22 protein-coding genes are annotated in these 23,855 nt (G+C 64.8%); 11 read left to right on the top strand and 11 right to left on the bottom strand.

The window, feature by feature from the left end:
- Positions 1 to 8: 8 nt before the first annotated feature.
- From ACE10W_RS28565 to ACE10W_RS28550, 4 genes are read left to right on the top strand one after another with little or no spacing between them, the layout of a single operon-like run.
- A complete protein-coding gene (locus ACE10W_RS28565) occupies positions 9 to 884 on the top strand; it encodes a branched-chain amino acid ABC transporter permease (protein ID WP_028174342.1) in 876 nt (291 codons plus the stop codon).
- Positions 881 to 1,879 (top strand): branched-chain amino acid ABC transporter permease, encoded by a 999-nt coding sequence (locus tag ACE10W_RS28560; protein WP_028174343.1) that lies wholly within the window; start codon positions 881 to 883, stop codon positions 1,877 to 1,879. Before ACE10W_RS28565 ends, ACE10W_RS28560 begins: the two co-directional genes overlap by 4 nt.
- Positions 1,876 to 2,631: an ABC transporter ATP-binding protein gene (locus ACE10W_RS28555; RefSeq protein WP_011088973.1), complete on the top strand. Its 756-nt coding sequence runs from the start codon at positions 1,876 to 1,878 to the stop codon at positions 2,629 to 2,631. The genes ACE10W_RS28560 and ACE10W_RS28555 overlap by 4 nt, the downstream gene beginning before the upstream one ends.
- Positions 2,624 to 3,343 carry an ABC transporter ATP-binding protein gene (locus tag ACE10W_RS28550; RefSeq protein ID WP_038966750.1) on the top strand — a complete coding sequence of 240 codons (720 nt, stop codon included), beginning with the start codon at positions 2,624 to 2,626 and terminating at the stop codon, positions 3,341 to 3,343. The genes ACE10W_RS28555 and ACE10W_RS28550 overlap by 8 nt, the downstream gene beginning before the upstream one ends.
- Positions 3,344 to 3,345: 2 nt before the next feature.
- Here ACE10W_RS28550 and ACE10W_RS28545 read toward each other — a convergent pair whose 3' ends face one another.
- From ACE10W_RS28545 to ACE10W_RS28530, 4 genes are all read right to left on the bottom strand, one after another.
- A complete protein-coding gene (locus ACE10W_RS28545; RefSeq protein WP_271611951.1) occupies positions 3,346 to 5,355 on the bottom strand; it encodes a bifunctional diguanylate cyclase/phosphodiesterase in 2,010 nt (669 codons plus the stop codon).
- Positions 5,356 to 5,650: 295 nt separating this feature from the next.
- Positions 5,651 to 6,535, bottom strand: coding sequence for a BJP family subclass B3 metallo-beta-lactamase (blaBJP, locus tag ACE10W_RS28540; RefSeq protein ID WP_304564154.1), 885 nt, complete (start codon positions 6,533 to 6,535; stop codon positions 5,651 to 5,653).
- Between the two features lie 168 nt (positions 6,536 to 6,703).
- Positions 6,704 to 6,988, bottom strand: coding sequence for a TonB-dependent receptor plug domain-containing protein (locus ACE10W_RS28535; protein WP_182872258.1), 285 nt, complete (start codon positions 6,986 to 6,988; stop codon positions 6,704 to 6,706).
- A gap of 62 nt (positions 6,989 to 7,050) precedes the next feature.
- A complete protein-coding gene (locus ACE10W_RS28530) occupies positions 7,051 to 8,316 on the bottom strand; it encodes a hypothetical protein (protein ID WP_271552124.1) in 1,266 nt (421 codons plus the stop codon).
- Positions 8,317 to 8,590: 274 nt separating this feature from the next.
- Between ACE10W_RS28530 and ACE10W_RS28525 the strand changes: the two genes are divergently transcribed.
- Together ACE10W_RS28525 and ACE10W_RS28520 are read left to right on the top strand one after the other, a co-directional pair.
- Positions 8,591 to 8,923, top strand: a complete 333-nt coding sequence (locus ACE10W_RS28525; protein ID WP_182872256.1) for a hypothetical protein — start codon at positions 8,591 to 8,593, stop codon at positions 8,921 to 8,923.
- Positions 8,924 to 9,000: 77 nt separating this feature from the next.
- Positions 9,001 to 9,810, top strand: coding sequence for an extracellular solute-binding protein (locus tag ACE10W_RS28520; RefSeq protein ID WP_182872255.1), 810 nt, complete (start codon positions 9,001 to 9,003; stop codon positions 9,808 to 9,810).
- Here ACE10W_RS28520 and ACE10W_RS28515 read toward each other — a convergent pair.
- Positions 9,784 to 10,482: an ABC transporter permease gene (locus ACE10W_RS28515; RefSeq protein ID WP_011088966.1), complete on the bottom strand. Its 699-nt coding sequence runs from the start codon at positions 10,480 to 10,482 to the stop codon at positions 9,784 to 9,786. The two genes, ACE10W_RS28520 and ACE10W_RS28515, sit on opposite strands and share 27 nt — an antisense overlap.
- 128 nt (positions 10,483 to 10,610) lie before the next feature.
- The gene (gene hisC / locus ACE10W_RS28510; RefSeq protein WP_182872254.1) at positions 10,611 to 11,663 is read right to left on the bottom strand and encodes a histidinol-phosphate transaminase; all 1,053 of its coding nucleotides are present in this window, start codon (positions 11,661 to 11,663) and stop codon (positions 10,611 to 10,613) included.
- Between the two features lie 227 nt (positions 11,664 to 11,890).
- Between hisC and ACE10W_RS28505 the strand changes: the two genes are divergently transcribed.
- The 5 genes from ACE10W_RS28505 (at position 11,891) to ACE10W_RS28485 (ending at position 17,835) form a co-directional block, all read left to right on the top strand.
- The gene (locus ACE10W_RS28505) at positions 11,891 to 13,369 is read left to right on the top strand and encodes an FAD-binding oxidoreductase (protein ID WP_271552125.1); all 1,479 of its coding nucleotides are present in this window, start codon (positions 11,891 to 11,893) and stop codon (positions 13,367 to 13,369) included.
- Positions 13,370 to 13,633: 264 nt separating this feature from the next.
- On the top strand, positions 13,634 to 14,485 hold the full coding sequence (locus ACE10W_RS28500) for a 3-hydroxybutyryl-CoA dehydrogenase (RefSeq protein WP_011088963.1): 852 nt from the start codon (positions 13,634 to 13,636) through the stop codon (positions 14,483 to 14,485).
- 139 nt (positions 14,486 to 14,624) lie between these two features.
- The gene (locus ACE10W_RS28495; protein ID WP_060908411.1) at positions 14,625 to 15,089 is read left to right on the top strand and encodes a group III truncated hemoglobin; all 465 of its coding nucleotides are present in this window, start codon (positions 14,625 to 14,627) and stop codon (positions 15,087 to 15,089) included.
- 246 nt (positions 15,090 to 15,335) lie between these two features.
- On the top strand, positions 15,336 to 15,989 hold the full coding sequence (locus ACE10W_RS28490; RefSeq protein ID WP_011088961.1) for a ubiquinol-cytochrome c reductase iron-sulfur subunit: 654 nt from the start codon (positions 15,336 to 15,338) through the stop codon (positions 15,987 to 15,989).
- A gap of 118 nt (positions 15,990 to 16,107) precedes the next feature.
- On the top strand, positions 16,108 to 17,835 hold the full coding sequence (locus ACE10W_RS28485; protein WP_011088960.1) for a methanol/ethanol family PQQ-dependent dehydrogenase: 1,728 nt from the start codon (positions 16,108 to 16,110) through the stop codon (positions 17,833 to 17,835).
- 274 nt (positions 17,836 to 18,109) lie between these two features.
- Here ACE10W_RS28485 and ACE10W_RS28480 read toward each other — a convergent pair whose 3' ends face one another.
- The 5 genes from ACE10W_RS28480 to ACE10W_RS28460 form a co-directional block, all read right to left on the bottom strand.
- Positions 18,110 to 20,422: a molybdopterin cofactor-binding domain-containing protein gene (locus ACE10W_RS28480; RefSeq protein ID WP_028174356.1), complete on the bottom strand. Its 2,313-nt coding sequence runs from the start codon at positions 20,420 to 20,422 to the stop codon at positions 18,110 to 18,112.
- 1 nt (position 20,423) lies between these two features.
- Positions 20,424 to 20,876, bottom strand: coding sequence for a (2Fe-2S)-binding protein (locus ACE10W_RS28475; protein ID WP_011088958.1), 453 nt, complete (start codon positions 20,874 to 20,876; stop codon positions 20,424 to 20,426).
- A gap of 634 nt (positions 20,877 to 21,510) precedes the next feature.
- Complete coding sequence (gene gfa, locus ACE10W_RS28470) at positions 21,511 to 22,074, bottom strand: S-(hydroxymethyl)glutathione synthase (RefSeq protein WP_011088956.1); 564 nt, start codon at positions 22,072 to 22,074, stop codon at positions 21,511 to 21,513.
- Between the two features lie 32 nt (positions 22,075 to 22,106).
- Positions 22,107 to 23,216 (bottom strand): S-(hydroxymethyl)glutathione dehydrogenase/class III alcohol dehydrogenase, encoded by a 1,110-nt coding sequence (locus ACE10W_RS28465; protein ID WP_011088955.1) that lies wholly within the window; start codon positions 23,214 to 23,216, stop codon positions 22,107 to 22,109.
- A gap of 57 nt (positions 23,217 to 23,273) precedes the next feature.
- Complete coding sequence (locus ACE10W_RS28460; RefSeq protein WP_249162777.1) at positions 23,274 to 23,795, bottom strand: c-type cytochrome, methanol metabolism-related; 522 nt, start codon at positions 23,793 to 23,795, stop codon at positions 23,274 to 23,276.
- Positions 23,796 to 23,855: the final 60 nt, after the last annotated feature.

Genomic DNA, 23,855 nt, shown 5'->3' with positions numbered 1-23,855 from the left:
TTGTGACGATGGACCTGTCGCTGATCATCATGCAGCTTCTCTCCGGGATCGCCCTTGGGGCGGTCCTGGTGATCACTGCGCTTGGATTGACGATCGTGTTCGGCATGCTCGGGGTGGTGAATTTCGCCCATGGCGCGCTGTTCATGATCGGGGCCTATGCTGGGCTGTATCTGGCGTCGCTCACCGGAAGCTTCTGGTGGGGACTGCTGCTCGCGCCCATCCTGATCGGCGCCTTCGGCATGCTGATCGAGTTCGTCCTGATCCGCAGGCTCTATGGACGCTCGATCGACGATCCGTTGCTGCTCACCTTCGGCCTCAGCTACATCCTCGTCGAAGGTGTGCGCATCGTGTTCGGGAGCGACGGCATTCCGTTTCCAACCCCGCCGCAACTGGTCGGCGTGCTTGATCTCGGCATCGGCTTCTTCCCGCGCTACCGCCTGTTCGTCATCGCGCTGGTGGCCGTGGTGCTGCTGGTGCTCTGGCTGACACTGGAAAAGACCCGCATCGGCTTGATCGTGCGCGCCGGCGCGCGCGATCCCACCATCATGCAGGTGCTCGGCGTCGATATCGGCCGGGTCTGGCTTGCGATCTTCGGCCTCGGCGTCGGGCTCGCCGCGCTCGGCGGCGTGCTCGCCGGTCCCATGCGCAGCGTCAATCCGGAGATGGGCTCGCTCGTGCTTGCGGAGGCGTTCGTGGTGACCGTGATCGGTGGCCTTGGTTCGATCGTCGGGGCTGTCGTTGCCGGCCTCATGGTCGGCATATCCATCAGCATGGTCGCGCTGTTCGCCCCTGAGATGGCGACCATCGTCATGTTCGCGCTGATGGCGGTGGTGCTGCTGATCCGCCCGCAGGGCCTGTTCGGCGTCAGAGGGAGGACCGCGTGATGCTGCCTTCGAGCGGCGAGTCGGTAGCCCGGCCCTCGCGCAATGGGATCGCCTGGATTCTCGACCAGCGTGTGCTGCTCTCGATCGCGGTGCTTGCCGTGCTGCCCTGGCTGCTGCCGTCACAGGCGCTGGCCGTGAACGTCCTGATCTACGGGGTCGTGGTGATGGGCTACAATCTGTTGTTCGGCTACACCGGGCTGTTGTCGTTCGGCCAGGCCGCCTTCTTCGGCGCGGGCGCCTACTTCACCGGCATTGCGATCGGCCGCTACGGCGTGGCCTGGTTCGCCGCGGTGCCGATCGCCGTGCTCCTCAGCACCTGCCTCGCTGCTGCGATCGGTATCGTCTCGACACGCACCCGTGGCATTTACTTCTCCATGGTGACGTTGGCGCTGGCCCAGCTCGTCTATTACGTCGCGCTGCAGGCCTCGTCCTTCACCGGCGGCGAGAACGGCCTGCGCGGCTTCACCGTCGACCGCATCAGCCTGTTCGGCCTTCCCGTCAATTTTCTTGATCCCATCAACAAATACTACGTGCTGATGGTCTTCGCGGCGCTGGCGCTGTGGTTCCAGTCGCGCATCCTGAACTCGCCGTTCGGTGCCGTGATCGAGGCGATCCGCGAGAACGAGCAGCGGGCGCGGGCCTGCGGCTATGACGTCGAGCGCAGCAAGCTGATCGTGTTCATGCTGTCGGGCGCGATCTCCTCGCTCGGCGGCTGCATGCTGGCGCTGCATCTGTCGATCGTGCCGCTGGACATCCTGCACTACCAGACCTCCGGCATGATCGTGATGATGGTGTTGCTCGGCGGCGCCCGCAGCTTCTTCGGTCCGTTCGTCGGCGCGGCGAGCTTTCTGATCCTGGAGGACGTCATCTCGCTCTGGACGCCGCATTGGCAGATCTTTGTCGGCGCGATCTTCGTCCTCTTTGTGCTGTTCCTGCCCAAGGGCATCTGGGGCACGCTGCTCGATGCGCTCGGCATCGGAAAGGCACGGCCATGAGCGGCGAGTTGCTTCGCGCCGAAGGGATCGGCAAGCGCTTTGGAGGCTTCGTCGCGCTCGAAGGCATCACCGTGTCCTTTGCGGCGGGACAGCTCACCTCGATCATCGGGCCGAACGGCGCCGGCAAGAGCACCTTCTTCAACATTCTCTCGGGTGCTTTGACGCCGACCTCGGGCAAGCTGCACTTCAGGGGACGCGAGCTGAATGGCCTGCCCCAGCATCGCTTCGTGCATCAGGGCATCTCGCGCTCCTACCAGATCACCAACATCTTCCCGGACCTGTCCGTGCACGAGAACGTGCGCGTGGCAGCACAGGCGCTGACCGTCAGCTACGACATCTGGCGCAACCGTGCCCGGCTGGCGGAGCTGAATGTGCGGGCCGATGCCGCGCTAGACGCCGTCGGGCTGCTCGGTAAGCGCAGCGAGGTGGCGAAATTCCTGTCGCATGGCCAGCAGCGCGCGCTGGAGATCGCGATTGCGCTGGTCTCCGAGCCGGAATTGCTATTGCTCGACGAGCCGACCGCCGGCATGGGACCGGAGGAGACCAAGGACATGGTCGCGCTGCTCGAACGGCTCGCCGACAAGCGCACCGTGCTGCTGGTGGAGCACAAGATGAAGATGGTGCTGGGCCTGTCCAAGCGCGTCGTGGTGCTGCATCACGGCCGCCTGCTGGCGGACGGCGCGCCCGACGAGATCAGGAGCAATCCGGAAGTCCGCCGGGTCTACCTCGGACAGAGTGAAGGCTATGGCTGAGACCGCGCTGCTCGAAATCGAGAACCTCCACGCCTGGTATGGCGCGAGCCATGTCCTTCACGGCATTTCCCTGCAGGTGAAGGAGGGCGAAGTGGTTGCGCTCGTCGGCCGCAACGGTGCGGGCAAGACCACGACTTTGCGGGCAATGATGGGCCTTATGCCGAAAGCGACGGGTCGCGTGCGCTTTGCGGGCAGGGAGCTGTTGCCGCTCCGCGCCCATCAGCGCTTTCATCTTGGCCTCGCTTATGTGCCCGAAGAGCGCCGCATCGTCCCTGGCCTGTCCGTGCGCGAGAACCTGCGGCTCGGCCTGGTTGCTGCCGGCAGCGAGATCGATGAGCGCACCGCGATCGACGAGATCGCCGAGACCTTTCCGCGCCTGAAGGAACGCCTCGATCAGGAGGGCGTGACGCTCTCCGGCGGCGAGCAACAGATGCTGGCGATCGCGCGCGCCCTGATCGCCAGGCCCAGGATGGTCCTGCTCGATGAGCCCTCGGAGGGGATCATGCCTGTGCTGGTCGAGGAAATGGGCGTGTTGTTCCGCCGCCTGCGTGATGAAGGCAAGACGTTGCTTCTGGTGGAGCAGAATGTCGAATGGGCCCTGCGGCTTGCCGATCGTGCCGTGATCATCGACCAGGGCGAGGTCGTGCATCAAAGCAGCGCCGCGGCGCTGCTGGCGGACAAGGACATTCAGGAGCGCTACTGCGCGGTGTGACCTCAGGCCACAACCTTGGCCTCGGCGCCGTCGAGGCGTTGCCGTTCCTTCGCGAGGTACTCGCCGATTGCATCGCCCCGCATGGGCTTTGCGAAATAGTAGCCCTGGATGAAGTCGCATCCCAGGCGGCGCAGGCTGTCGAGCTGGGCGCGGGTCTCGACGCCCTCGACCACACAGGCGATTTCCATGTCGTCGCAGAGGCCCGTGAGCGACTTGATGATCTTGTGGCTGACGGGATTGTCGTTGATGTCGGCGACGAAGCTGCGGTCGACCTTGATCTTGTCGAGCGGCAGGCGGTGCACGTGGCTCAGCGAGGAATAGCCGGTGCCGAAATCGTCCAGCGAAATGCCGCAGCCCATTGCCTTCAATGCCGCGATCGACTGCTGCGCGCGCACGAAGTCGAAGGTGACGGCGGTCTCGGTGATCTCGAAATCGATCCGGTGTGGCGGCAGCCCGCTCTTCTCCACGATGCTGATCAGCGGCAGGATCCCTTCGGGCGAGCAGATGTCGTGGGCGGAGAGGTTGAACGACAGGCGGATGTGGTCGGGCCAGGTCCTGGCCGTCGCGAGTGCGCGGATCAGAAGCGCCTGCGTCAGCGGCCGGATCAGGCCGATGCGCTCGGCGGCCGGGATGAAGTCGGCCGGCGAAACCAGGCCGAGGCGGGAGCTGTGCCAGCGCGCCAGGACCTCGAAGCCGGTAGTGTGCTCGCTCATGGCGTCCACGATCGGCTGGAACACCAGGTCCATCTCGGTGCTGAAATCGGCGGTGCGCAGCAGATTCTCGATGACGCCGCGGCTGCGGATCTCGGCCTCGAGCTCGCTCGAGAAGATCACGGTGCGGCCGCGCAGATGGCGCTTGGCGTGATAGAGCGAATAGTCGGCGCATTCATAGAGCGCTTCCGCCGTCGTTGCCGACTGCGGGAACAATGCGAAGCCGATCGAGCAGGATAGACCGGTATGGGCGGTGTCGAGCTGGTAGGGAAGCTTGACCTGGTCGCCGATGCGTTCGCCGAGCCGCGTCAGATCCGCCTCCTCGGGGTCGCCGCACACGACAAGACCGAACTCGTCGCCGCCGAGCCGGGCGAACTCCACCCGCTGCGGGCCGAAGCCCTCGCAGGCCTCGCGGATGCGTCGGCCCGCCTCGATCAGGACGCGGTCGCCGACCGAGTGCCCGTAATTGTCGTTGATCGGCTTGAAGCCGTCGAGATCGATGATCCCGACCGCGACGCGGACGCTCCTGCGCTCGGCATCAACGAAGGCGCTGGACAGCTCGGCAAAGAAGCGGCGGCGGTTCGGCAGCTCGGTGAGGGAATCGAGATTGGCGAGGCGGAAGTTCTCGTCCGAGAGTGCCTGGGTCGCCGCCTGCTGCGCCAGCAGCGATTTGCGGCTGGCAACGAGGTCGGCGAAGTCGCGATAATAGATGAACAGCACCGTCACCATCGCGCCGGAGACCAGCAAATTGTTGACCGCGATCGCCTTCAGCGTCGGCTCGCCGGTGGCCCAGAAGAACAGCACATAGGGCACATCGACGACCAGCGTCACGATCAGCGCCGCGGAGCGCAAATGCATCAGCGAGAAGATGCAGCCGATCACGGTCACCGCCATGTAGAAGGCGACCTGGCTCTTGGCGAAAGGATCGCCGTAAGGGTAGAGGGCGAAGGACCAGATGGTGAAGCCTGCGCCGATCGGCAATGTCATCCAGTTGGTGGCGCGCAGATTGCGCAGGATGTCGGCGTCGCTGCGCACGAGGTGACGCTGGCGCAGCCACCAGAAGGTGCGCAGGGCCGCAAGCACGGTCAGCACGCTCGGCACGATCATCGTCAACCAGTCCGGCGCCACGTTCACATATGTGTAGGCGACCGCGATCGTGTTGCTCATGAGAATGAAGTAGAGCAGCGGGACCTGCTTGGAGAAGGCGTCGAACTGCGCGCGCGTCAGGTCCGGGTTGTCCGCCGGTACGCGAAACAGCCGCATTGCGGCGGCGAAGTGAGACTTCAAATTGGCGACAGGCATTGAAATACGCGCCCCGGATCCCTTCAAAACGAGGGCGATTTTGCACAGCGGGGGTAAAGGGCGCGTTAGACGAGTTTCGTGCGGAAAGGCTAGCGCTGGTTGCACGCTGCCGCAGCCGTTCCGCTCGCGTGCGTTGGTGAGGTCGCGTTAACGATATGAGGCCATGGAAACGAGCAGTATCGAGTGCAAAGTACTGCAAGGCTGCGGCTACACTCTGCTAACTATGTGTGTCGCCGCAACCTGTTGCCGCACCTCTCCCCGCCCGAGGAGAGGTGGAAGGCAGCATCTGATGACGCTATTTCTTCTCCAGCGCCGCGGTCTGCTTGGCGAGCTGCTTGTCGAAATCCTCCGACAGGCCGGTCGCGTAGGTCACGAGCTCGCCCGGCTTGACGAACGGGTTCGGCGCGCCATCCTTCATCTCTGCGCGCTTGGCCTGCATGCCATAGACTTCCGGATGCGGCCCGAGCAGCACGTCGATCTTCATCGCCGTGGCCTTTGCGAAGGTCGCGCGGTAGTCGTCGACGATGCCGGCGTAGGTCGGCTGGCCGACCAGCCGGTTCAGCGCCACCGTGCCGCTACAGAAGAACAGCACCTCGCGGTCCTCCTTGCCGTCCTTGACGTTCATCTCCCAGCTCGTGCAGCCCGGCGAGTGGCCCGGTGTTGCGTGTGCCGTCAGCGTGGTGTCTCCGAGCGTGACCTTGTCGCCTTCCTTCACCGCGCGATCGACCTTCACCGCGGGGAAGGCGAGGTCCTCGTTCTTCTCGTCACCCGGATAGTAGCCGCCTTCGAGCAGTGGCTTGTCGCGCTCGCCGGCAACGAGCTGCGCGCCGGTCTCCTTCTTGATCTCGGCGAAGCCGCCGGTGTGGTCGAGATGCGCGTGCGTGTTGAGGATGAGCTTGATATCGGCAACCTTGAAGCCGAGCTTCGCAATATTGTCCTTGATCATGCCGGTTGACTGCGGCATCGCCGTGTCCATCAGGATCAGGCCCTGCGATGTCTTGATGACATAGACGGCAATGCCGTCGGTTCCGACATAGTAGATGTTGTCGATGAGCTGGAACGGCTCGAACGGCGCCGTCCATTTCTTCATGGCGACTGCCAGAAAATCCTTGATGGTTTGCGCCTGCGCGCCAGTCGAGAGCAGGGTCAGAGCACACAGCGCGGCCGTTAGCCTTCTCATAGTTTACCTCCCACAGTGTTCTTGGCGTTTTGGTCTGGCGCGGGCGTTGTGGCCCGAGCGGTGCGCAAGTTACGTCGTGGCTGGCGCTCGGGGCAACTGCCACGTGTCCGCAAAAATTCGTGGGCCGTGCGGGAATATCGGTGCGTTTGGTGAAAGCTGAGCGCGAGCCTATCGCCCGATCGTCACGCCGGCGGTCGAGCGCATTGCGTCCCGCAGGCTCGTTGCCTTCATGTCGTCGAGGACCTGCCGCGTGAGCACGGTGGTCTGGCCGGGCGTATCGAGGATCGTCTCGCCACGCGAGGACGAGAGCCGGTCGGCTTTGTAGGGCGCCGCAGGATCGACGGCGGGTGCCGTCGCCGGAACGTGGCGCGGCCGCTTACTGGACGCCGCCAATGCTCCTTGCGAGATGCAGAGGGCGACGATCACGATCAATCGCAACGATGTCGCGGGCATGCGATCTCCCATATCCGGGGCGTCAGCCTAGCATATGGCGAGTATCCCCGCAGGGAAAAGGATCAGGCGAGAGCGGCCTGGCGTTCCCGCACCGGCTCGCGGACCCGGTCTGGCTTCCCTGGCTCGGCGAGCCGGGTAAAGCTGCGATGGCTCGCCTGTGCGGGCGCCTCGACGATGACGCCCTCGCAAACGATCTGCCCGCCCAGCATCCTGAACTCGAGCTTGTCGTAGCGCGGCATCGTCTCGCCGGGCGCGGGCGGCAGCAGCTCGACCCGGCCCTGGATGTTCAGCGTGGCATCGCCGGTGCCGTGAAGCCGCGGATTCCACATCCTGATCCCGGTCTCCGCCCACCGCTGCCGGATCAGCGCCGCGCGATCGACGGGTTCCGTCGCTTTTGCGCGAACTTTCGGTGCGTTGCGGATCTCCGGTGCGGGAGACGCAAGGATCGGCTCCGGCACGATGTCCGCGTCGACCCCGGAGGTGGCGGCAGAAGTGTCCTCCGTGGCGACCGCTGTGACTGGTGCGGGATCGCTTGCGGGGACCGGCTCGATCTCCATGGCGACGTCGGCGGTTGACCCGCTGTCGACGCTGACGGCTGGGATATCAGCCGCAGAGACCTCGATCTCGACAAGAGCGACAGGCGGGTCGTCCACGACGGCCGGCTCAACATCCACGAGGACGCTAGGAGGTGGCTCGTGGCTGACGACGACGTCGAGGGTAGCAGCCGGAGCGATTTCAACGTCGACGGACGAAACCGGTGCCGCCTCGGCGACGGCGGGCTCAACGCCGGCCGAGAGTTCGCGAGATGGACTGCCACTGACGATGAGTTCGGGAATGTCGACCGGCGCGCTATCGACGTCGACAGACGGGACTGAGGCCTTTTCGGCGCCGACCGACTCGACGTCCGTCCCGAGTTCCGCAGGTGCGGCCTCGCTGACGGTGAGTTCGGGAACATCAACGGGCCCGGTCTCCTCGTCGACAGACGAGATCGAAGCCTCCTCCACGACGACCTCGTTGACCTCCGTCGGCGTCTCCGGAGGTGAACCGTCGCTGTCGCCGGTATCTGTCCGCGCAGCCGGCGGACTCTCCGCGATGATAGAGATCGCAGTGTCGTCCTCGGCGACCGGCGCCGCGACCGCGATGCCCGGGTCGCTGAGCGGTGGATCGGCGCTGATGCTGATGTCGGGAGTGCGCGCGGCCTCTGCAACGTCGACGACGATGGCAGGCGAATCGTCCGTGGCGATCGGCAAAACGTCAATGCTTCCGCCGTGCGGCAAGGGCCGAAGCCTCGTAAACGCCCATTTCACCGCAGGGATGCGGCGCAGCAACGATATCAGTCTCGAAAGCACAGGGAGTTGTCCAAGAGGTACTCGGCGTGAAGCAATCGCTGATTCGCCAGCAATATGAAAAACTGCCCCGGCCGTCACACCGATGTCAATGTAGGTGGGACCAATTGCAGAACATCAGCACACCATCGCGCGCGAGAGAGACTGCGGACGTCATGAAGGCACGGCGTTACCGCCGGTCGCCATTGTGACGACGACCACAGTGCAACTGCACGGAACGTGGATACGCTTCCTCGCGAAATGACGGAGAGAAGACGTGATCCACAAGACATTCCTGGCGGCAGCCCTGGCCGCATTCATCTGCGCGCCCGCGCTTGCAGACGATCTCACGCCAAAGATCGCAGCTCACCTCATTCCGCCGAACGCGGAGATCCACATCTCCTGGACCAGCCACGCGTCGGACCCGCAGGGCCGCTCCATCGAGGTGGCCTGCGGCGAGGTCACGGTTCGCAATCCCAGAGGCTTCGATACCGTGACGTTCGCCTATGTCATCGGCGACGACAAGCTTTGGCTGCACGAAGGCGCCTGGGTGAAGGAGCCGGAGCCACAGGCGATCCGGGTCGTCATGCGGTACTGCCCCGGCCGCTGATCCTGCGCCGAACGTCGGGCTTCCCTGCGTCATCCTCCCCGCGTAGTTTGAGCTGTCTGGGGAGCGAGGACGTCACAATGAGGAAGCTTGCCGCCATCGCAGCGGTTCTGGTCTGGTCAACATGCGCATTTGCGCAGGATCGCACCATCACCGTGGCCTCGACGACATCGACGGAACAGTCGGGCCTGTTCGGCTATTTGCTGCCGCTGTTCTCGAAGGCCGAGGGCATCAACGTGAAGGTCGTAGCCGTCGGCACCGGCCAGGCGCTGGATATCGGGCGGAGAGGCGATGCCGACGTGGTGTTCGTCCATGACAGGCCCGCCGAAGACCAGTTCATGTCCGAAGGGCAGGGCGTGAAGCGTTTCGACGTCATGTATAACGACTTCGTCATCGTCGGGCCGAACAGCGATCCGGCGCGGATTGGCGGCGGCAAGGACGTCGCTGACGCGCTGCGCAAGATCGCGGCGGCGAAGGCGCCGTTTATCTCGCGCGGCGACAAGTCCGGCACGCACGCAGCCGAGCTGAGATTGTGGAAAGAGGCAGGCGTCGATCTCAGTGCCGGCAAGGACAGTTGGTATCGCGAGATCGGTCAGGGCATGGGGCCGGCGCTGAACATGGCCTCGTCCTCGAACGCCTATCTTCTGTCGGATCGTGGCACCTGGCTGTCGTTCAGGAACCGCGGCGAGCTCGCCGTCCTGACCGAGGGGGACAAGCGGCTCTTCAACCAGTACGGCGTCATGCTCGTGAATCCGGCAAAGCATTCCAACGTGAAGGCGCAGGATGGGCAGGCCTTCATCGACTGGCTGGTTTCCCCGAAGGGACAGCAGGCGATTGCCGGCTACAAGGTCGGCGGCGAGCAGCTATTTTTCCCCAACGCGTCCAACTAGCAGGAAAGCGACGGTCGACACCGCCACACTGAGCGCGAGCAGGATCAGCCCGAGCCCCAGCGCCAGCGGCAGGTCGCCCTTGCTGGTTTCCAGCGCGATGGCGGTCGTCATCGTGCGCGTGAAGCCGCGGATGTTGCCGCCGACGACGATGATGGCGCCGACCTCGGCGATGGCGCGCCCGAAGGCCGCGAGAAAGGCCGTCAGCAGCGAAGTCCGTCCCAGCGCGAACAGGAGCCCCATGCTGCGCAGGACCGACAGCCCGTCGATCCGCGCCAGATCGCCATACTCCGCCCAGAGCAGGCTCGCCGGCCTGTGCACCAGCGCCACCACGATCGGTGTCGCGAGCAGCGTCTGCGCGATCACCATGGCCGCCGGCGTGAACAGCAGGCCGGCCGCCCCGAGCGGGCCGGACCGTGACAGCAGCAGATAGAGCGCGAGCCCGACCACGACCGGCGGCAGGCCGAGCAGCGCATTGGTCAGCACGATGATGACCTGACGTCCGCGAAAACGGGCGATCGCGAGCAAGGCGCCGAACGGTGCGCCGATCAGGAGCGCGACGATGCTCGCGGTCAGGCTGACGCGCACCGACAAGGCGACGATGCCCACAAGCTCGGAATCGGCCTCGCCGATCAGCGCGAAGGCGGCACCAACGGATCGTGCGAAGTCGTTCATCCGCGCCTGAACTTCAATGTTCGGGCGGCCTCCGGGGCGTCGATGTCGAGGCGGCAAAGGCGCGTCACAGACTGGTCCCTGCAACTTCCATTGTGGTGAGCATGCGGCGGGCCGCCGCATGCCCTCAACTAGATCAACTCGCGCAGCACTTCAATCAGCCGGCCGCACTGCTCATCCGTTCCGACCGTGATGCGCAGGAAGTCCTCGATGCGCGGCTTCTTGAAATGGCGGACCAGCACGCCGCGCTGGCGAAGGACGGCCGCGAGATCGGCACCGCTCCGGCGCCGATGACGCGCGAACACGAAGTTCGCAAGCGACGGCAGCACCTCGAAGCCGAGTTGCGCGAGATCGCGCGTGAGCACGTCGCGGCTCGCGATGATGCGGGTGCGGCTCTCGAGGAACCATGCCTCGTCCTCGATGGCGGCGACGGCGCCGGCGATGGCGAGACAATCGACGGGATAGGAGTTGAAGCTGTCCTTCACGCGCTCCAGCGCCTCGATCAGCGGCCGCTGGCCGAGGGCAAATCCGACCCGCAAGCCTGCGAGCGCGCGCGACTTCGAGAAGGTCTGTATGACGAGCAGATTGTCGTGGTGCGCAACGAGCGGCACGGTGCTCTCGGCGCCGAAATCGACATAGGCCTCGTCCACCACCACCAGCCGGTCCGGGTTTTCGGCGAGCAGTGCCGCGACCGCGTCGCGCGGAAGGGCGATGCCGGTGGGCGCGTTCGGATTGCAGAGAAGAATGGCGCTCGATGGCCGCCTGTAGTCGGCGATCTCGATCCTCATCGCTGCATCGAGCGGCACCTCCTCGTGAGCTACGCCATAGAGGCGGCAATAGACCGGGTAGAAGCTGTAGGTGACGTCGGGAAACAGAAGCGGGCTGTCGTGCTTCAGAAGGGCCGGGAAGGTGTGGGCCAGAACCTCGTCGGAGCCGTTGCCGACGAACACCTGCTCGGCCGCAACATCGCAATGCGCCGCGATCGCCTCGCGCAGGCGCGTGGCGCGCGGATCTGGATAGAGGCGCAGCCGCTCCGCAGCCGATGCGATCGCCGCCAGGACGCGCGGCGAGGGCGGATAGGGATTCTCGTTGGTATTGAGCTTGACGACGCCATCCTGCTTCGGCTGCTCGCCCGGGACGTAGGGCGACAGCGTGTGGACGACGGGACTCCAGAAGCGGCTCATGATCTCCAATCCAGGTTGATCTTGGCACAGTAAGGCACGCCGGGCGTCGACGGAAGTGCGCTTCCCGTTCAGCAGCCGAGGCAGGTTTGCGCAAGCGTCGCAGCCGGGGACGTTCCCGCGAGCGTTACCTTCGTGCTAGGCTCATCGCGCAAACGTCCAGAATTGAGAACGACAACGAAGGCCGGCGCGCCCCAGGCTGCGCAGAAGAGCCGCAAAGCGAGGAACACATGCCGGGCGCAGCCCTTCTCACCGCTCCCTCCATTCCGACTGCGCCCGTGACGCCAGCCATTCTCGACCGCTTGCGAGCCATCGTGGGCGACAAGGGCCTGATCCTGGACGAGCAGGACAAGCGCCCGTTCGTGACCGATTGGCGCGGCGAGCTGACAGGGCAGGCCGCGGCGGTCGTGCGTCCGGCCAATACCGCGGAAGTCTCCGCTGTCGTCAAGCTCTGCTACGACAACGGCATTGCCATCGTGCCGCAGGGCGGCAACACCGGCCTGATGGGTGGTGCCACGCCGTGGCCGGCGCACCGCGGCATCGTGCTGTCGCTCGGTCGCATGAACCATGTGCTGAATGTCGATCCCGTCGGCTACGCCATGACGGTGGAGGCGGGCTGCATCCTCCAGACGCTCCAGGACACGGCCGCGCGCCACGACCGCTTCTTTCCGCTCAGCCTCGGTGCCCAGGGCTCGTGCATGATCGGCGGTAATCTCTCCACCAACGCCGGCGGCGTGCAGGTGCTGCGTTACGGCAATGCGCGAAATCTGGTGCTGGGTCTCGAGGTCGTGCTGGCCAACGGCGATGTCTGGGACGGGCTGCGCGCACTCAAGAAGGACAACACCGGCTATGACCTCAAGCATCTGTTCATGGGTGCCGAGGGGACGCTCGGCATCATCACCAAGGCGGTGCTGAAGCTCTGGCCCGCGCCGAAGGACGTGTGCACGGCATGGCTCGCGATCCGCGATCCCAGGGCGGCGATCGAGCTCCTGTCGGAGGCGCATGCCGCGTCCGACGACAATGTCGGCTCCTGCGAGCTCATGAGCCGCGCCTGCACCGACATGGTGCTGCGCCATATTCCCGGCACCCAGGACCCTCTCAAGGCCGAGACCGAATGGTATCTCCTTCTCGAATGGTCGTCGGCCCGGCCGCGGCAGGACGGCGGCACGTGCATGTCGGACCGGATGGAGCAGTTCTTGGCCGATCAGCTCGAGGCGGGCCGGGTGCTCGATGCGGTGATCGCGCAAACCGAAGCGCAGTCGCGCAACATGTGGCGCATTCGCGAGAGTGTGGCCGAGGCATCGCGCGCCGAGGGGCCGGGCCTCAGCTACGACGTGTCGGTCGCAATCTCGCGGATTCCCGAGTTCATCGACAGGGGTCTCAAGGCCGTGCTCGAGATCCTGCCGACGATCCGCCCCTATCCGCTCGGGCACATCGGCGACGGCAATGTGCACTTCTCCTTCATGGGCCCGAAGGGCATGGATCGCGAGACGCTCAACCAGTACTCTGCGGCGATCACGCGGGTCGTCAACGACCTGATCACGTCCATGGCCGGCTCGATCTCGGCCGAGCACGGCATCGGCATCGAGAAGCTCGACGAGCTCCAACACTATCGTTCCAGGACCGAGCTCGACATCATGCGCACGATCAAGCGGGCGCTCGACCCCAAGAACATCATGAATCCGGGCAAGGTGCTCCGTCTCGGATGAGGCGACTGACGCCGCAGGTTGCCTCCGCTGATCGATCCGGTCCTGACCGCAGCCTGGACGGGCGCATGCGCCGCATGGCGCGGGCCAAACGGGCCCGAGGCCTCCAAATCATGCCCTTTTGCGGCTTTATTCCCGCGATGGATGCTTTAAGGAAGGGGCAGGATCAGGTCGCGCCTCCCCCGCGGCGGTGCTAGACCCTGATGCAGGAACAATGGGGCCGCGCCGCTACCGGCACGCCCGCAAGGATGAGAAGGATGTGACGCAATGATCCAAACCGTTGGCATCATCGGGGCAGGGACCATGGGGAACGGCATCGCGCAAATCTGCGCAGCGGCCGGGCTCTCGGTCGTGATGGTCGACATTTCCGATGCGGCGGTGAACCGCGGGCTTTCGACCGTCGGCGGCAGCCTCGAGCGCCTGGTCAAGAAGGAGAAGATGTCGGCGGCCGACCGCGAGGCGACGCTCAAGCGCATCACCGGCACCACCGATCGGGCGAAGCTGGCCGATTGCGACCTGGTGATCGAGGCCGCCACCGAGAACGAGGAGCTCAAGGTCAAGATCCTGAAGGACCTCTGCGCGACGCTGTCGCCGCGCACGCTCGTTGCAACCAATACCTCGTCGATCTCGATCACGAAGCTTGCCGCCGCAACCGATCGCCCCGACCGCTTCATCGGCATGCACTTCTTCAATCCTGTGCCGGTGATGGCGCTGCTCGAGCTCATCCGCGGCCTGCAGACCTCCGACGACACCCACGCCAAGGCGCTCGATTTCGCCCAGCGCGTCGGCAAGGTGGCGATCACGGCCAAGAACAGTCCGGGCTTCGCGGTCAACCGCATCCTCTGCCCGATGATCAACGAGGCGATCTTCGCCCTCCAGGAGGGGATCGCGACGGCGGAAGAGATCGACGCCGGCATGAAGCTCGGCTGCAACCATCCGATCGGGCCGCTGGCGCTCGCCGATCTCGTCGGGCTCGACACCATGTTGTCGGTGATGGAGGTCTTTTATAAAGGCTTCAACGACCCCAAATACCGTCCGGCCCCCTTGCTGAAGGAAATGGTCGATGCCGGCCATCTCGGCCGCAAGACCGGGCAGGGTTTCTACACTTACGGCGCCTGATGACAGGCGTAGGCGGCGGGGCCTTCGAGCCTCGCCGCCCCTCCCGCAATTTGCGCTGCGACAAAGACGCCGCGCGCAATTGACCCGACAATGTTGAACGGGTGGCCCGCGGGAACAACGGAACGGATAACAAAGGACAATGTCGGATCGACTGAAGGCCGAGCGTGAGGCGGCAGCCGCGCGCCGGAACCTGCTGACCCAGGATGCGATCGAGCGCACCGGGATCACCGAAGCGATGATCGCGGAACTCGTCGCCCGCTTTTACGGGCGCGTGCGCGAGGACGCGCTCCTGGGGCCGGTGTTCGCGGTCGTGCGGAATTGGGACGAGCATCTGGCCAAGCTCGGGGATTTCTGGTCGTCAGTCGTGCTGATGAGCGGCCGCTATCATGGCTCGCCGATGCGCGCGCATCTGCCGCTCGGTCTTGTCGGCGATCATTTCGACCGCTGGCTCGATCTGTTCGAACAGACCGCGCGCGACGTCTGTCCGCCCGCGGCGGCGGCGCTCTTCATCGACAAGGCACGGCGCATCGCCGACAGTTTTGAAATGGCGTCGGCAACCGTCGCAGGCCGCATCGCTTCGCCGCGTCACGTGCTCAGATCGTGAAACACAAAATGCCTGCCTGAGAAACGTGCAGCTCACATCGCGCGATGGCGCGTTGCACCAATTCCAACATCATCGGTCTGATCTGCAAAATCATCATGCCGCTCGCGTGGTGCGACGTAGAACTGGTGAAAATACGTTTGAACGCGTTCACTCTCGTTCAATCAAAGCGAGCAGAGCCATATTGATGCACTGCGGCGCCAATTCTTCGCCTTTTTTTCGGCAGAGTTCCAGCGCCTGCTAGCGGGCATGTCGCGCGCATCGTTCAACATCAATTCCTCATCTTCCGAGAACCCTGCGGAACCTGAAGTTGACGCGGGCGCAGAGCAGACGCGGCGAACGCTGCTGCTGGGTGCGCTCGCCACCACGGCCTGCCTCGGCTGTTCCGCATCGGCGCGCGCAGGCGAGGATCCGCCAGGCTCCGACGAACGACCGCAGAAGGGCGATGTGCTCGTCTTCTCCGAAGGTGACCAGGAGGGAAAGCTGATCACGGCGGCCGACCTGCAGGCCGGCGGGCCGCCGGTGCATGCCTGGCCGAAGGATCCCAAGACCTCGGTCGTGCGCAGCGCCTCGCGGCTCAACGAGATCCTGGTCATCCGGCTCGATCCCGCCGAGCTCGACGAGCAGACCCGCGCGCGCGCCGTCGACGGCATCATCGCCTATTCGGCGATCTGCGCCCATGCCGGTTGTCCCGTCACCGCCTGGGTGAAGAGCGACGTCGGCGACAAGGAGGTGCTCAAGTGCATGTGCCACAACTCCGAATACGATCCTCGCGCGGGCGCGCAGGTCGTGTTCGGGCCGGCACCGCGACGGCTCGCGGCGCTGCCACTGGCGTTCGCTGAAGGTTCGCTCAGCGTCGCCGGAAACTTCATCGGAAAGGTAGGTGGCGCGCAGCCAGGATGATGGACGGTCGCGGGTTGTGCCCGCGTCACGAGAGGCCGCATCCGCCGACGGGCGGACGACGGGACGAACGAAAAGAATTCAACACAAGAATTCAAACGGATGAAAAAGGGGAACGTCCATGACCAGGAAGCAATGGTTTCTGTCCGGCTTCGTCGCCTTCACCTGTCTTGCCTCGACCGCCGCCGGTGCCGGCCCGATCGAGAATTATTCTCCGGTCACCGCGCAGCGCCTGGAGAATCCGGAACCGAGCAACTGGATGCTCTATCGGCGCACCTATGACGGGCAGGGCTACAGCCCGCTCGACCAGATCAACACCTCGAACGTGAAGGGTCTCACGCCGGTCTGGACGTTTGCAACAGGCGTCGTCGAAGGCCACGAGGCGCCGCCGATCGTCAACAATGGCGTGATGTTCGTGGCGACCCCGATGGGGCAGGTGATCGCGCTGAACGCGAAAACCGGCGACGAGTACTGGCGCTACAAGCGGCAGCTCCCCGACGATCTGTTCCAGCTGCATCCGACCAGCCGCGGCGTCGGCTTGTGGGAGGACAAGCTCTATCTCGCCACCACCGACGATCATGTCGTCGCGCTCGACGCCAAGACCGGCAAGGTCGTGTGGGACACCAAGGTGCAGGACTACAAGAAGGGCCAGTACATGACCCTGATGCCGCTTATCGTCGACGGCAAGGTCATCGTCGGCGGCTCCGGCGGCGAGTTCGGCGTGCGCGGCTATGTCGCCGCCTATGACGCCAAGGACGGCAAGGAGCTGTGGCGGACCTACACCATTCCCGGCGAAGGCGAGCCCGGTCACGACACCTGGCAGGGCGATGACTGGAAGAACGGCGGCGGCTCGGCCTGGATGACCGGCAATTACGACAAGGACACCAAGACGATCTATTGGGGCGTCGGCAACGCGGCGCCGTGGCCGGGCGAGACCCATCCCGGCGACAATCTCTACACCTCGTCGGTGCTCGCGCTCGATCCGAACAACGGCAAGATCAAGACCTATCACCAGTACCATCAGAACGATTCCTGGGACTGGGACGAGGTCGAAGCGCCGATGCTGATCGACCTGCAACGCGATGGCCGCAGCATCAAGAGCCTGGTCCATCCGGGGCGCGATGCGATCTTCTGGGTGCTCGAGCGCACGCCGACCAAGATCAACTACGTGGCAGGCTGGCCGTTCGTCTCCACCGACGTCTGGAAGGGCATCGATGCCGAAACCGGCAAGCCAATCGTCGATCCCGCGCACAAGCCGGTGATTGGCAAGCGCGTGGAGTTCTGTCCCTCTCTATGGGGCGGCAAGGACTGGCCGTCGGCGGCCTACAGCCAGAAGACGGGCCTGGTTTACGTGCCCGCCAACGAGAATTTCTGCGGCGGATTCACCGGCGAGAAGGTCGCACTCAAGCCGGGCGAGCTCTGGCTCGGCACCAAGCCGGAAGACATCGGGCTGAAGACCAAGCCGGGCGCGGATCATTTTGGCGAGCTCCAGGCCTGGGATCCCGTTACCGGCAAGAAGGTGTGGCAGCACAACTTCCCGAAGTCGCAGCTGTTCGGCTCGGTGACGGCGACCGCGGGCGATCTCATCTTTGCCGGCGGCACCAACGACCGCAACTTCCGCGCCTTCAACGCCAAGACCGGCGAGCTGTTGTGGGAGCAGAAGACCAACTCCGGCATCATGGGCATGCCGGTGTCGTATGAGATCGACGGCACGCAATACATCGCGATCCAGTCGGGATGGGGTGTGGACGCGCAGCGGATCCAGGATGCGCTGGTGACCAACAACATCGGCATCGAGGCCAATGTGCCGCAGGGCGGCGTGATCTGGGTGTTCGCGCTGAAGAAATAGCTCCGCGGGCGGATCGAAAGAGGCGGAGCAGCAAGGGGGGTGGCGAATGCGGCGGACGGAAACGTCCGCCGCATTTTTGTGTGTGTCGAGAGTGCTGTCTTCCCTTCTCCCCTTGTGTGGGAGAAGGTGGCGCGAAGCGCCGGATGAGGGGTCTCTATCCGCGGAGACAAACCCCTCACCCGAGCGAGATCGTAGCAACCGGCGTCGCTGCCCTCTCCCACAGGGGGAGAGGGCACATCGGCTGATGGAGACGGCGCGAGGCCGCGTGCGTTCCTTACGCCTCCAATTGCTTGCCGATCGGCAAGCTCCGGATGCGTTTTCCGGTCGCGGCGAAGATGGCATTCATCAGCGCCGGCGCGAACGGCGGAACGCCGGGCTCGCCGACGCCGCTCGGCGGCGTGCCCGGCGCGGGCGGCACGATGTGGACGTTGGTCACCATGGGAGACTCGTCGATCCTGACGACCTGGAAGTCGTCAAAGTTCTTCTGCTGCACCTTGCCGTCCTTGAAGGTGATCTCGCCATATTTGGCGAGGCTGAGACCCATGATCGCCGCGCCCTCGATCTGCGAGGCGATGCGCTCGGGGTTGACGTAGGTGCCGCAGTCGATCGCGGTGTCGACCCGCGGCACCGTCAGCTTGCCCTTGTCGTCGACGGCCACCTCGACGATGGTCGCGATGTAGCTGACGAAGCTGCGGTGTACTGCGATGCCGAGACCGTGGCCCTTCGGCACCTGACGGCCCCATTCGCCCTTCTCGGCCACCAGCTCGACCACCTTGCGCAGGCGCGCGGTGTCGATCGGGTAGCTGTCCTGCGGCTCGCCGTAGTTCCACATGTCCTTCACCGCGGGCTTGACGATCCGCGGGCTGCCGATCAGCGCGAGCAGCGTCTCCTTCTGGTCGCGGCCGGTCGCGTTCGCGATCTCGCCGACCATTGACTGCACCGCGAAGGCGCGCGGGATGTTCGAGACCGAGCGGAACCAGCCGATGCGGGTGAACGCCGCAGCCTCCGGGTTCTCGCAGGAGATGTTGGCGATCTCGAACGGCATGTCGACGAGGCCCATGCCGAGCTCGAAGGGCGCCTGATGCACCGTGCCGGCCGCAAAGGTCGAGGCGATGCTGGGCGCCACGCTGCGGTGGCGCCAGGCGATCACCTTGCCGCTCTTGTCGAGGCCGGCCTCGATCCGCTCGACCGAGACGGTGTGCAGGAAGCCGTTGTGGATGTCGTCCTCCCGCGTCCACTGCACCTTCACCGGCGCGCCCAGCTCCTTCGACAGCAGCGCGGCTTCGAGCGCATAGTCGCATTTCGACTTGCGGCCGAAACCGCCGCCGAGCAGGGTGACGTTGACGGTGACGTTCGCTTCCGGAATGCCGAGCGTCTTGGCGACGTCCTCGCGGGTGCCGCCCGGGCTCTGCACCGGCGCCCAGATCTCGGCCTTGTCGCCCTTGACGTCGGCGACCGCCACCGGCGGTTCCATGGCGACATGGGCGAGATGCGGGACGTAGTACTCGCCGACGATCACCTTGTCGGCGCCCTTCAGGGCGGCGTCCGCATCGCCCTCCTTGCGCACGACGAGGCCGGGCTTGCGCGAGGCCTCCTCGAGCTCCTTGCGGTAGGCGACGGAGTCGTATTTGCCGTTGGCGCCGTCGTCCCAGACCAGTTTCAGCGCATCGCGGCCCTTGATCGCCGCGCCGGTATTGCGCGCGATCACCGCGACGCCGCCGAGCGGCTGGAACTTCGACGGCCACGGCCAGCCGCGCACCTGCATCACCTTCTCGACGCCGGGCACCTTCAACGCCTCGTTCGGATCGAACGAGGCGAGCTTGCCGCCGGTCACCGGCGGGCGCGCGATCACGGCATATTTCATGCCGGGAAGGCGCACGTCCGCACCGTAGCGCGCCTTGCCAGTGGTGATGTCGTGAAGATCGACGATGCCGATCTGGCCCTTGGTCAGATAGCGGAAGTCCTTGGGGTCCTTCAGCTTGAGGCCTTCGACGCTCGGCACCGATTCCTTGGCGGCGTCGGCCGCGAGTTCGCCGAAGCCGAGCTTGCGCCCGCTGCCGCTATGGACGACCTCGTGATTGACCGCCTTGACCTCCGTTGCCGGAACGCCCCAGCGCTTGGCGGCGGCCTGTTCCAGCATGGTGCGGGCGGCGGCGCCGATCTGGCGCATCGGGATGAGGTAATGCCGCGTGCTGCGCGAGCCGTCGGTGTCCTGGTTGCCGAACTTGACCTCGTCGCCATGGGCCTGCTGCACCTTGACCCTGGACCAGTCGGCCTCCATCTCCTCGGCCACGATCAGCGGCAGGCTGGTGCGCACGCCGGTGCCCATCTCGGAGCGGTGGGCGACGATGCTGACGATGCCGTCGGGCGCGACCGCGACGAACACGCGCGGATCGACCACGACGCCATGCGGCATTTTTCCGGCGCCGGTCTCATAGGCAAATGCCTGGCGGGACATCACGGGCGCGGCAAGCACGAAGCCGCCGGTGACGCCGAGCCCCTTCAGGATGCTGCGGCGCGAGACCTTCTCGACACGGATGTTCTTTTCGAAGCTGTGAAGCTTCCGGGGATTGTCGATGAAATTCATGTCACACTCCCGTCGATGCGAGATGGACCGCGTTCTCGATGCGCTGGTAGCAGCCGCAGCGGCAGATGTTGCCGGACATCGCCTCGCGGATCTGGTCGTGCGAGGGTTTCGGGTTGTCCATCAGGAGCGCCGCGGCCTGCATGATCTGGCCGGCCTGGCAGAAGCCGCATTGGGGCACGTTGACCTGGCGCCAGGCTTTTTGAACCGGGTGATCGCCGTTCGGATGCAATCCCTCGATGGTCGTGACCTCGCGGCCGGCGACGTCGTTGATCGACGTGACGCAGGAGCGCACCGCCTCCTTGTCGACGATGACGGTGCAGGCGCCGCACAAGGCCTGGCCGCAGCCGAACTTGGTGCCTGTCAGCCCGGCCTCGTCGCGCAGGAACCAGAGTAGCGGGAGATTCGGGTCGCCGTCCCAGCTCTGTTCCTGGCCGTTGATCTTCACCTTGATCATGATCGTCCCTCGCTCTTCATAAGCATGAATTAAATGCGCCGGCATGCGCCGGCGGCGGTGCGTCGTTGCCGCGTTCCGCCGTCATCCCGCGCGGGCAAATCCCGGAGGGAGGCAGGAACGCCAATGGCGATGTCTGGATGTGTTCGATACCTCCCGTTTTGTTCTTATTTGATTGAACTTCGCGCGGCATCGTCACGGCGCGATCGTAGCAGGGATCGCGCCGGTCCGGCATTCACAGCCGGTTGTTCTCGGCGTGAAGAGGTTGCATCTGTGATTTGTCAAAAGCAGGGCGCGGTATCGCGCCGCGCGCATTGCGCAATTGCAAAGCAGGCCGCAGCAAAAAAGCTTCGTCCGCCAGAAAGACTGTACGGACGAAGCAGGATGCCTCAGTCGAGGGAGGGAGAAACGCAGGTGCCGCCGACTTCAATCGGAAAGCGGGCGGCACTGCGCAGTCATTCAGAGACCAGGACTGAGGGAGCGTGGCCCTCGTAGACGCAGAGTGCAGAAGTGGCGGCTTCGTCGCGATCGTGGGAAGCCACCTCCGTCCGGCTCGCTGGTGCTGGTCGGAACCAGCGAGCGGACGTGGCGTGGGTCCGGCGGCCCTGCTCGGGCCGCCTCGTTCAGGTCGCCTTCGTCAGGCTGCTTTGGCTTTCGCCACGTGGGTCGCGATCGCGTCCATCAGCGCCGGCGACAGGCAGTCATAAGGCTCGAGCCCGATTTCCTTCAGCCGCGAACGGATGCCGGCCATCTGCTCCGGCTTCACGCCGGATTCGATCACCGAGGAGACGAAGGCGGCGAATTGCGGCGCCTGCGATCCCTGCTCCTGGAACAGTTCGGGATGGATGAAGTCGAGGCCGTAGAACGGATGGTTCTTGTTCTCGATGCGGCCGTACATGTGCGTGCCGCAGGCCTTGCAGGCGTGGCGCTGGATCACCGCGGAGGCATCGACGATCTCGAGCTTGTCGCCGTTCTCGAGCACGGTGACGTTCTGGCGCGGCACCACCGCGACGACGGAGAATGTCGCGCCCTGCGGCTTCCAGCACTTGGTGCAGCCACAGGCGTGGTTGTGGGCGACGTCGCCCTTGATGCCGACCTTGACCTGATGGTCCTTGCATTTGCAGGCGAGCGTGCCGCCGGCGAAGCTGCCGCTGCCCTGTTTGAGGCCGTTGTCGATCGATGGGTGGAGTGCAATAGTCATGGGACGATCCTCCTTGGGGTGATGGCAGTGAGCTAGTAGACGACGACGGAACGGATGGATTTGCCCTCGTGCATGAGGTCAAAGCCCTTGTTGATCTCCTCGAGCTTGAGCACGTGGGTGATCATCGGATCGATCTGGATCTTTCCGTTCATGTACCAGTCGACGATCTTCGGCACGTCGGTGCGGCCGCGCGCGCCGCCGAAGGCCGTGCCGCGCCAATTGCGGCCGGTGACGAGTTGGAACGGGCGGGTGGCGATCTCCTTGCCGGCTTCGGCGACGCCGATGATGATCGAGGTGCCCCAGCCGCGATGGCAGGCTTCCAGCGCCTGGCGCATCACGGTGGTGTTGCCGGTGCAGTCGAAGGTGTAGTCGGCGCCGCCGTCGGTGAGGTTGACGAGATGCGGAACGATGTCGCCGGTGATCTTCTTCGGGTTGACGAAGTGGGTCATGCCGAACCGGCGGCCCCAGTCCTCCTTGGAATCATTGACGTCGACGCCGATGATCTTGTCGGCGCCGGCCATCTTGGCGCCCTGGATGACGTTCAGTCCGATGCCGCCGAGGCCGAACACGACCACGTTGGCGCCCGGCTCGACCTTGGCGGTGTTGACGACCGCACCGACGCCGGTGGTGACGCCGCAGCCGATGTAGCAGCTCTTGTCGAACGGCGCGTCTTCGCGGATCTTGGCGACGGCGATCTCGGGCAGCACGGTGAAGTTCGAGAAGGTCGAGCAGCCCATGTAGTGGTAGATCGGCTTGCCCTTGTAGGAGAAGCGGCTGGTGCCGTCGGGCATCACGCCCTTGCCCTGCGTCGCGCGGATCGCGGTGCAGAGATTGGTCTTCTGGCTCAGGCAGCTTTTGCACTGCCGGCATTCCGGCGTGTACAGCGGGATGACGTGGTCGCCCGGCTTGACCGAGGTCACGCCGGGGCCGATCTCGCGGATGATTCCGGCGCCCTCATGGCCGAGGATCGACGGGAAGATTCCTTCGCTGTCGAAGCCGTCGAGCGTGTAGGCGTCGGTATGGCAGATGCCCGTCGCCTTGATCTCGACCAGGACTTCGCCGGCCTTCGGTCCTTCCAGATCGACTTCGACGATCTCGAGTGGTTTCTTGGCTTCGAAAGCAACGGCGGCACGTGTCTTCATCGTAAACTCCTCAAATTCTCGCAGGACGCCAAGAGGTGGTATCGGTCCTGGTAACGTTCATTTCTTGCCCATGCAGGCGTCTTCCGCCTTGGTGTAGGTCTCGTTCTTCTCCTCCTTCTTGGAGGGACGCTGCCGGCCCCACGCCTCGTTGGAGCGGGCGCGCAGATAGACGTAGAGATCGTCCATGTAGCAGGCGACGTTGGGGTTGTCGCCGAAGGCTGGCATGACGTTCTCCTGCGCGGTCGAGATGTTCTTGCGACCGGAGGCGACGACGCCGAGGAAGTCGCCATAGCTCATGGTCTTGACTGAATCCTTCAACGCCGGTGCGTAGGTGGATCCCATGCCGTCGGGGCCATGGCAGACGTGGCAGTCGGAGTGATAGCGGCGATATCCGGAATAGGTGAACCAGTCCACGGTGCCGTCGGCCGAAATCTTGTAGGTCGGGTTTCCTTCCTTATCGAGCCACTTTCCGTCGTCTTCCTTCTTGACGGCGGTCGGGTCGCCCGGACCGTCCGCAACGGCTATTCCCCCCGAAGTCACGAAGATGATCGCAGCAATGACAAAGCAGATTTTACGCAAGAGATTATCCTCGAAGGCGTTCGGTGGAGACGAGCCGGCGCGTGGAGTTGATCCACGCGC

The organism is Bradyrhizobium sp. B025, from assembly GCF_042257955.1.
Lineage (GTDB): Bacteria > Pseudomonadota > Alphaproteobacteria > Rhizobiales > Xanthobacteraceae > Bradyrhizobium > Bradyrhizobium diazoefficiens.
The sequence above is the reverse complement of the archived record's forward strand: the minus strand, read 5'-3'. Positions and strand labels throughout refer to the sequence as shown.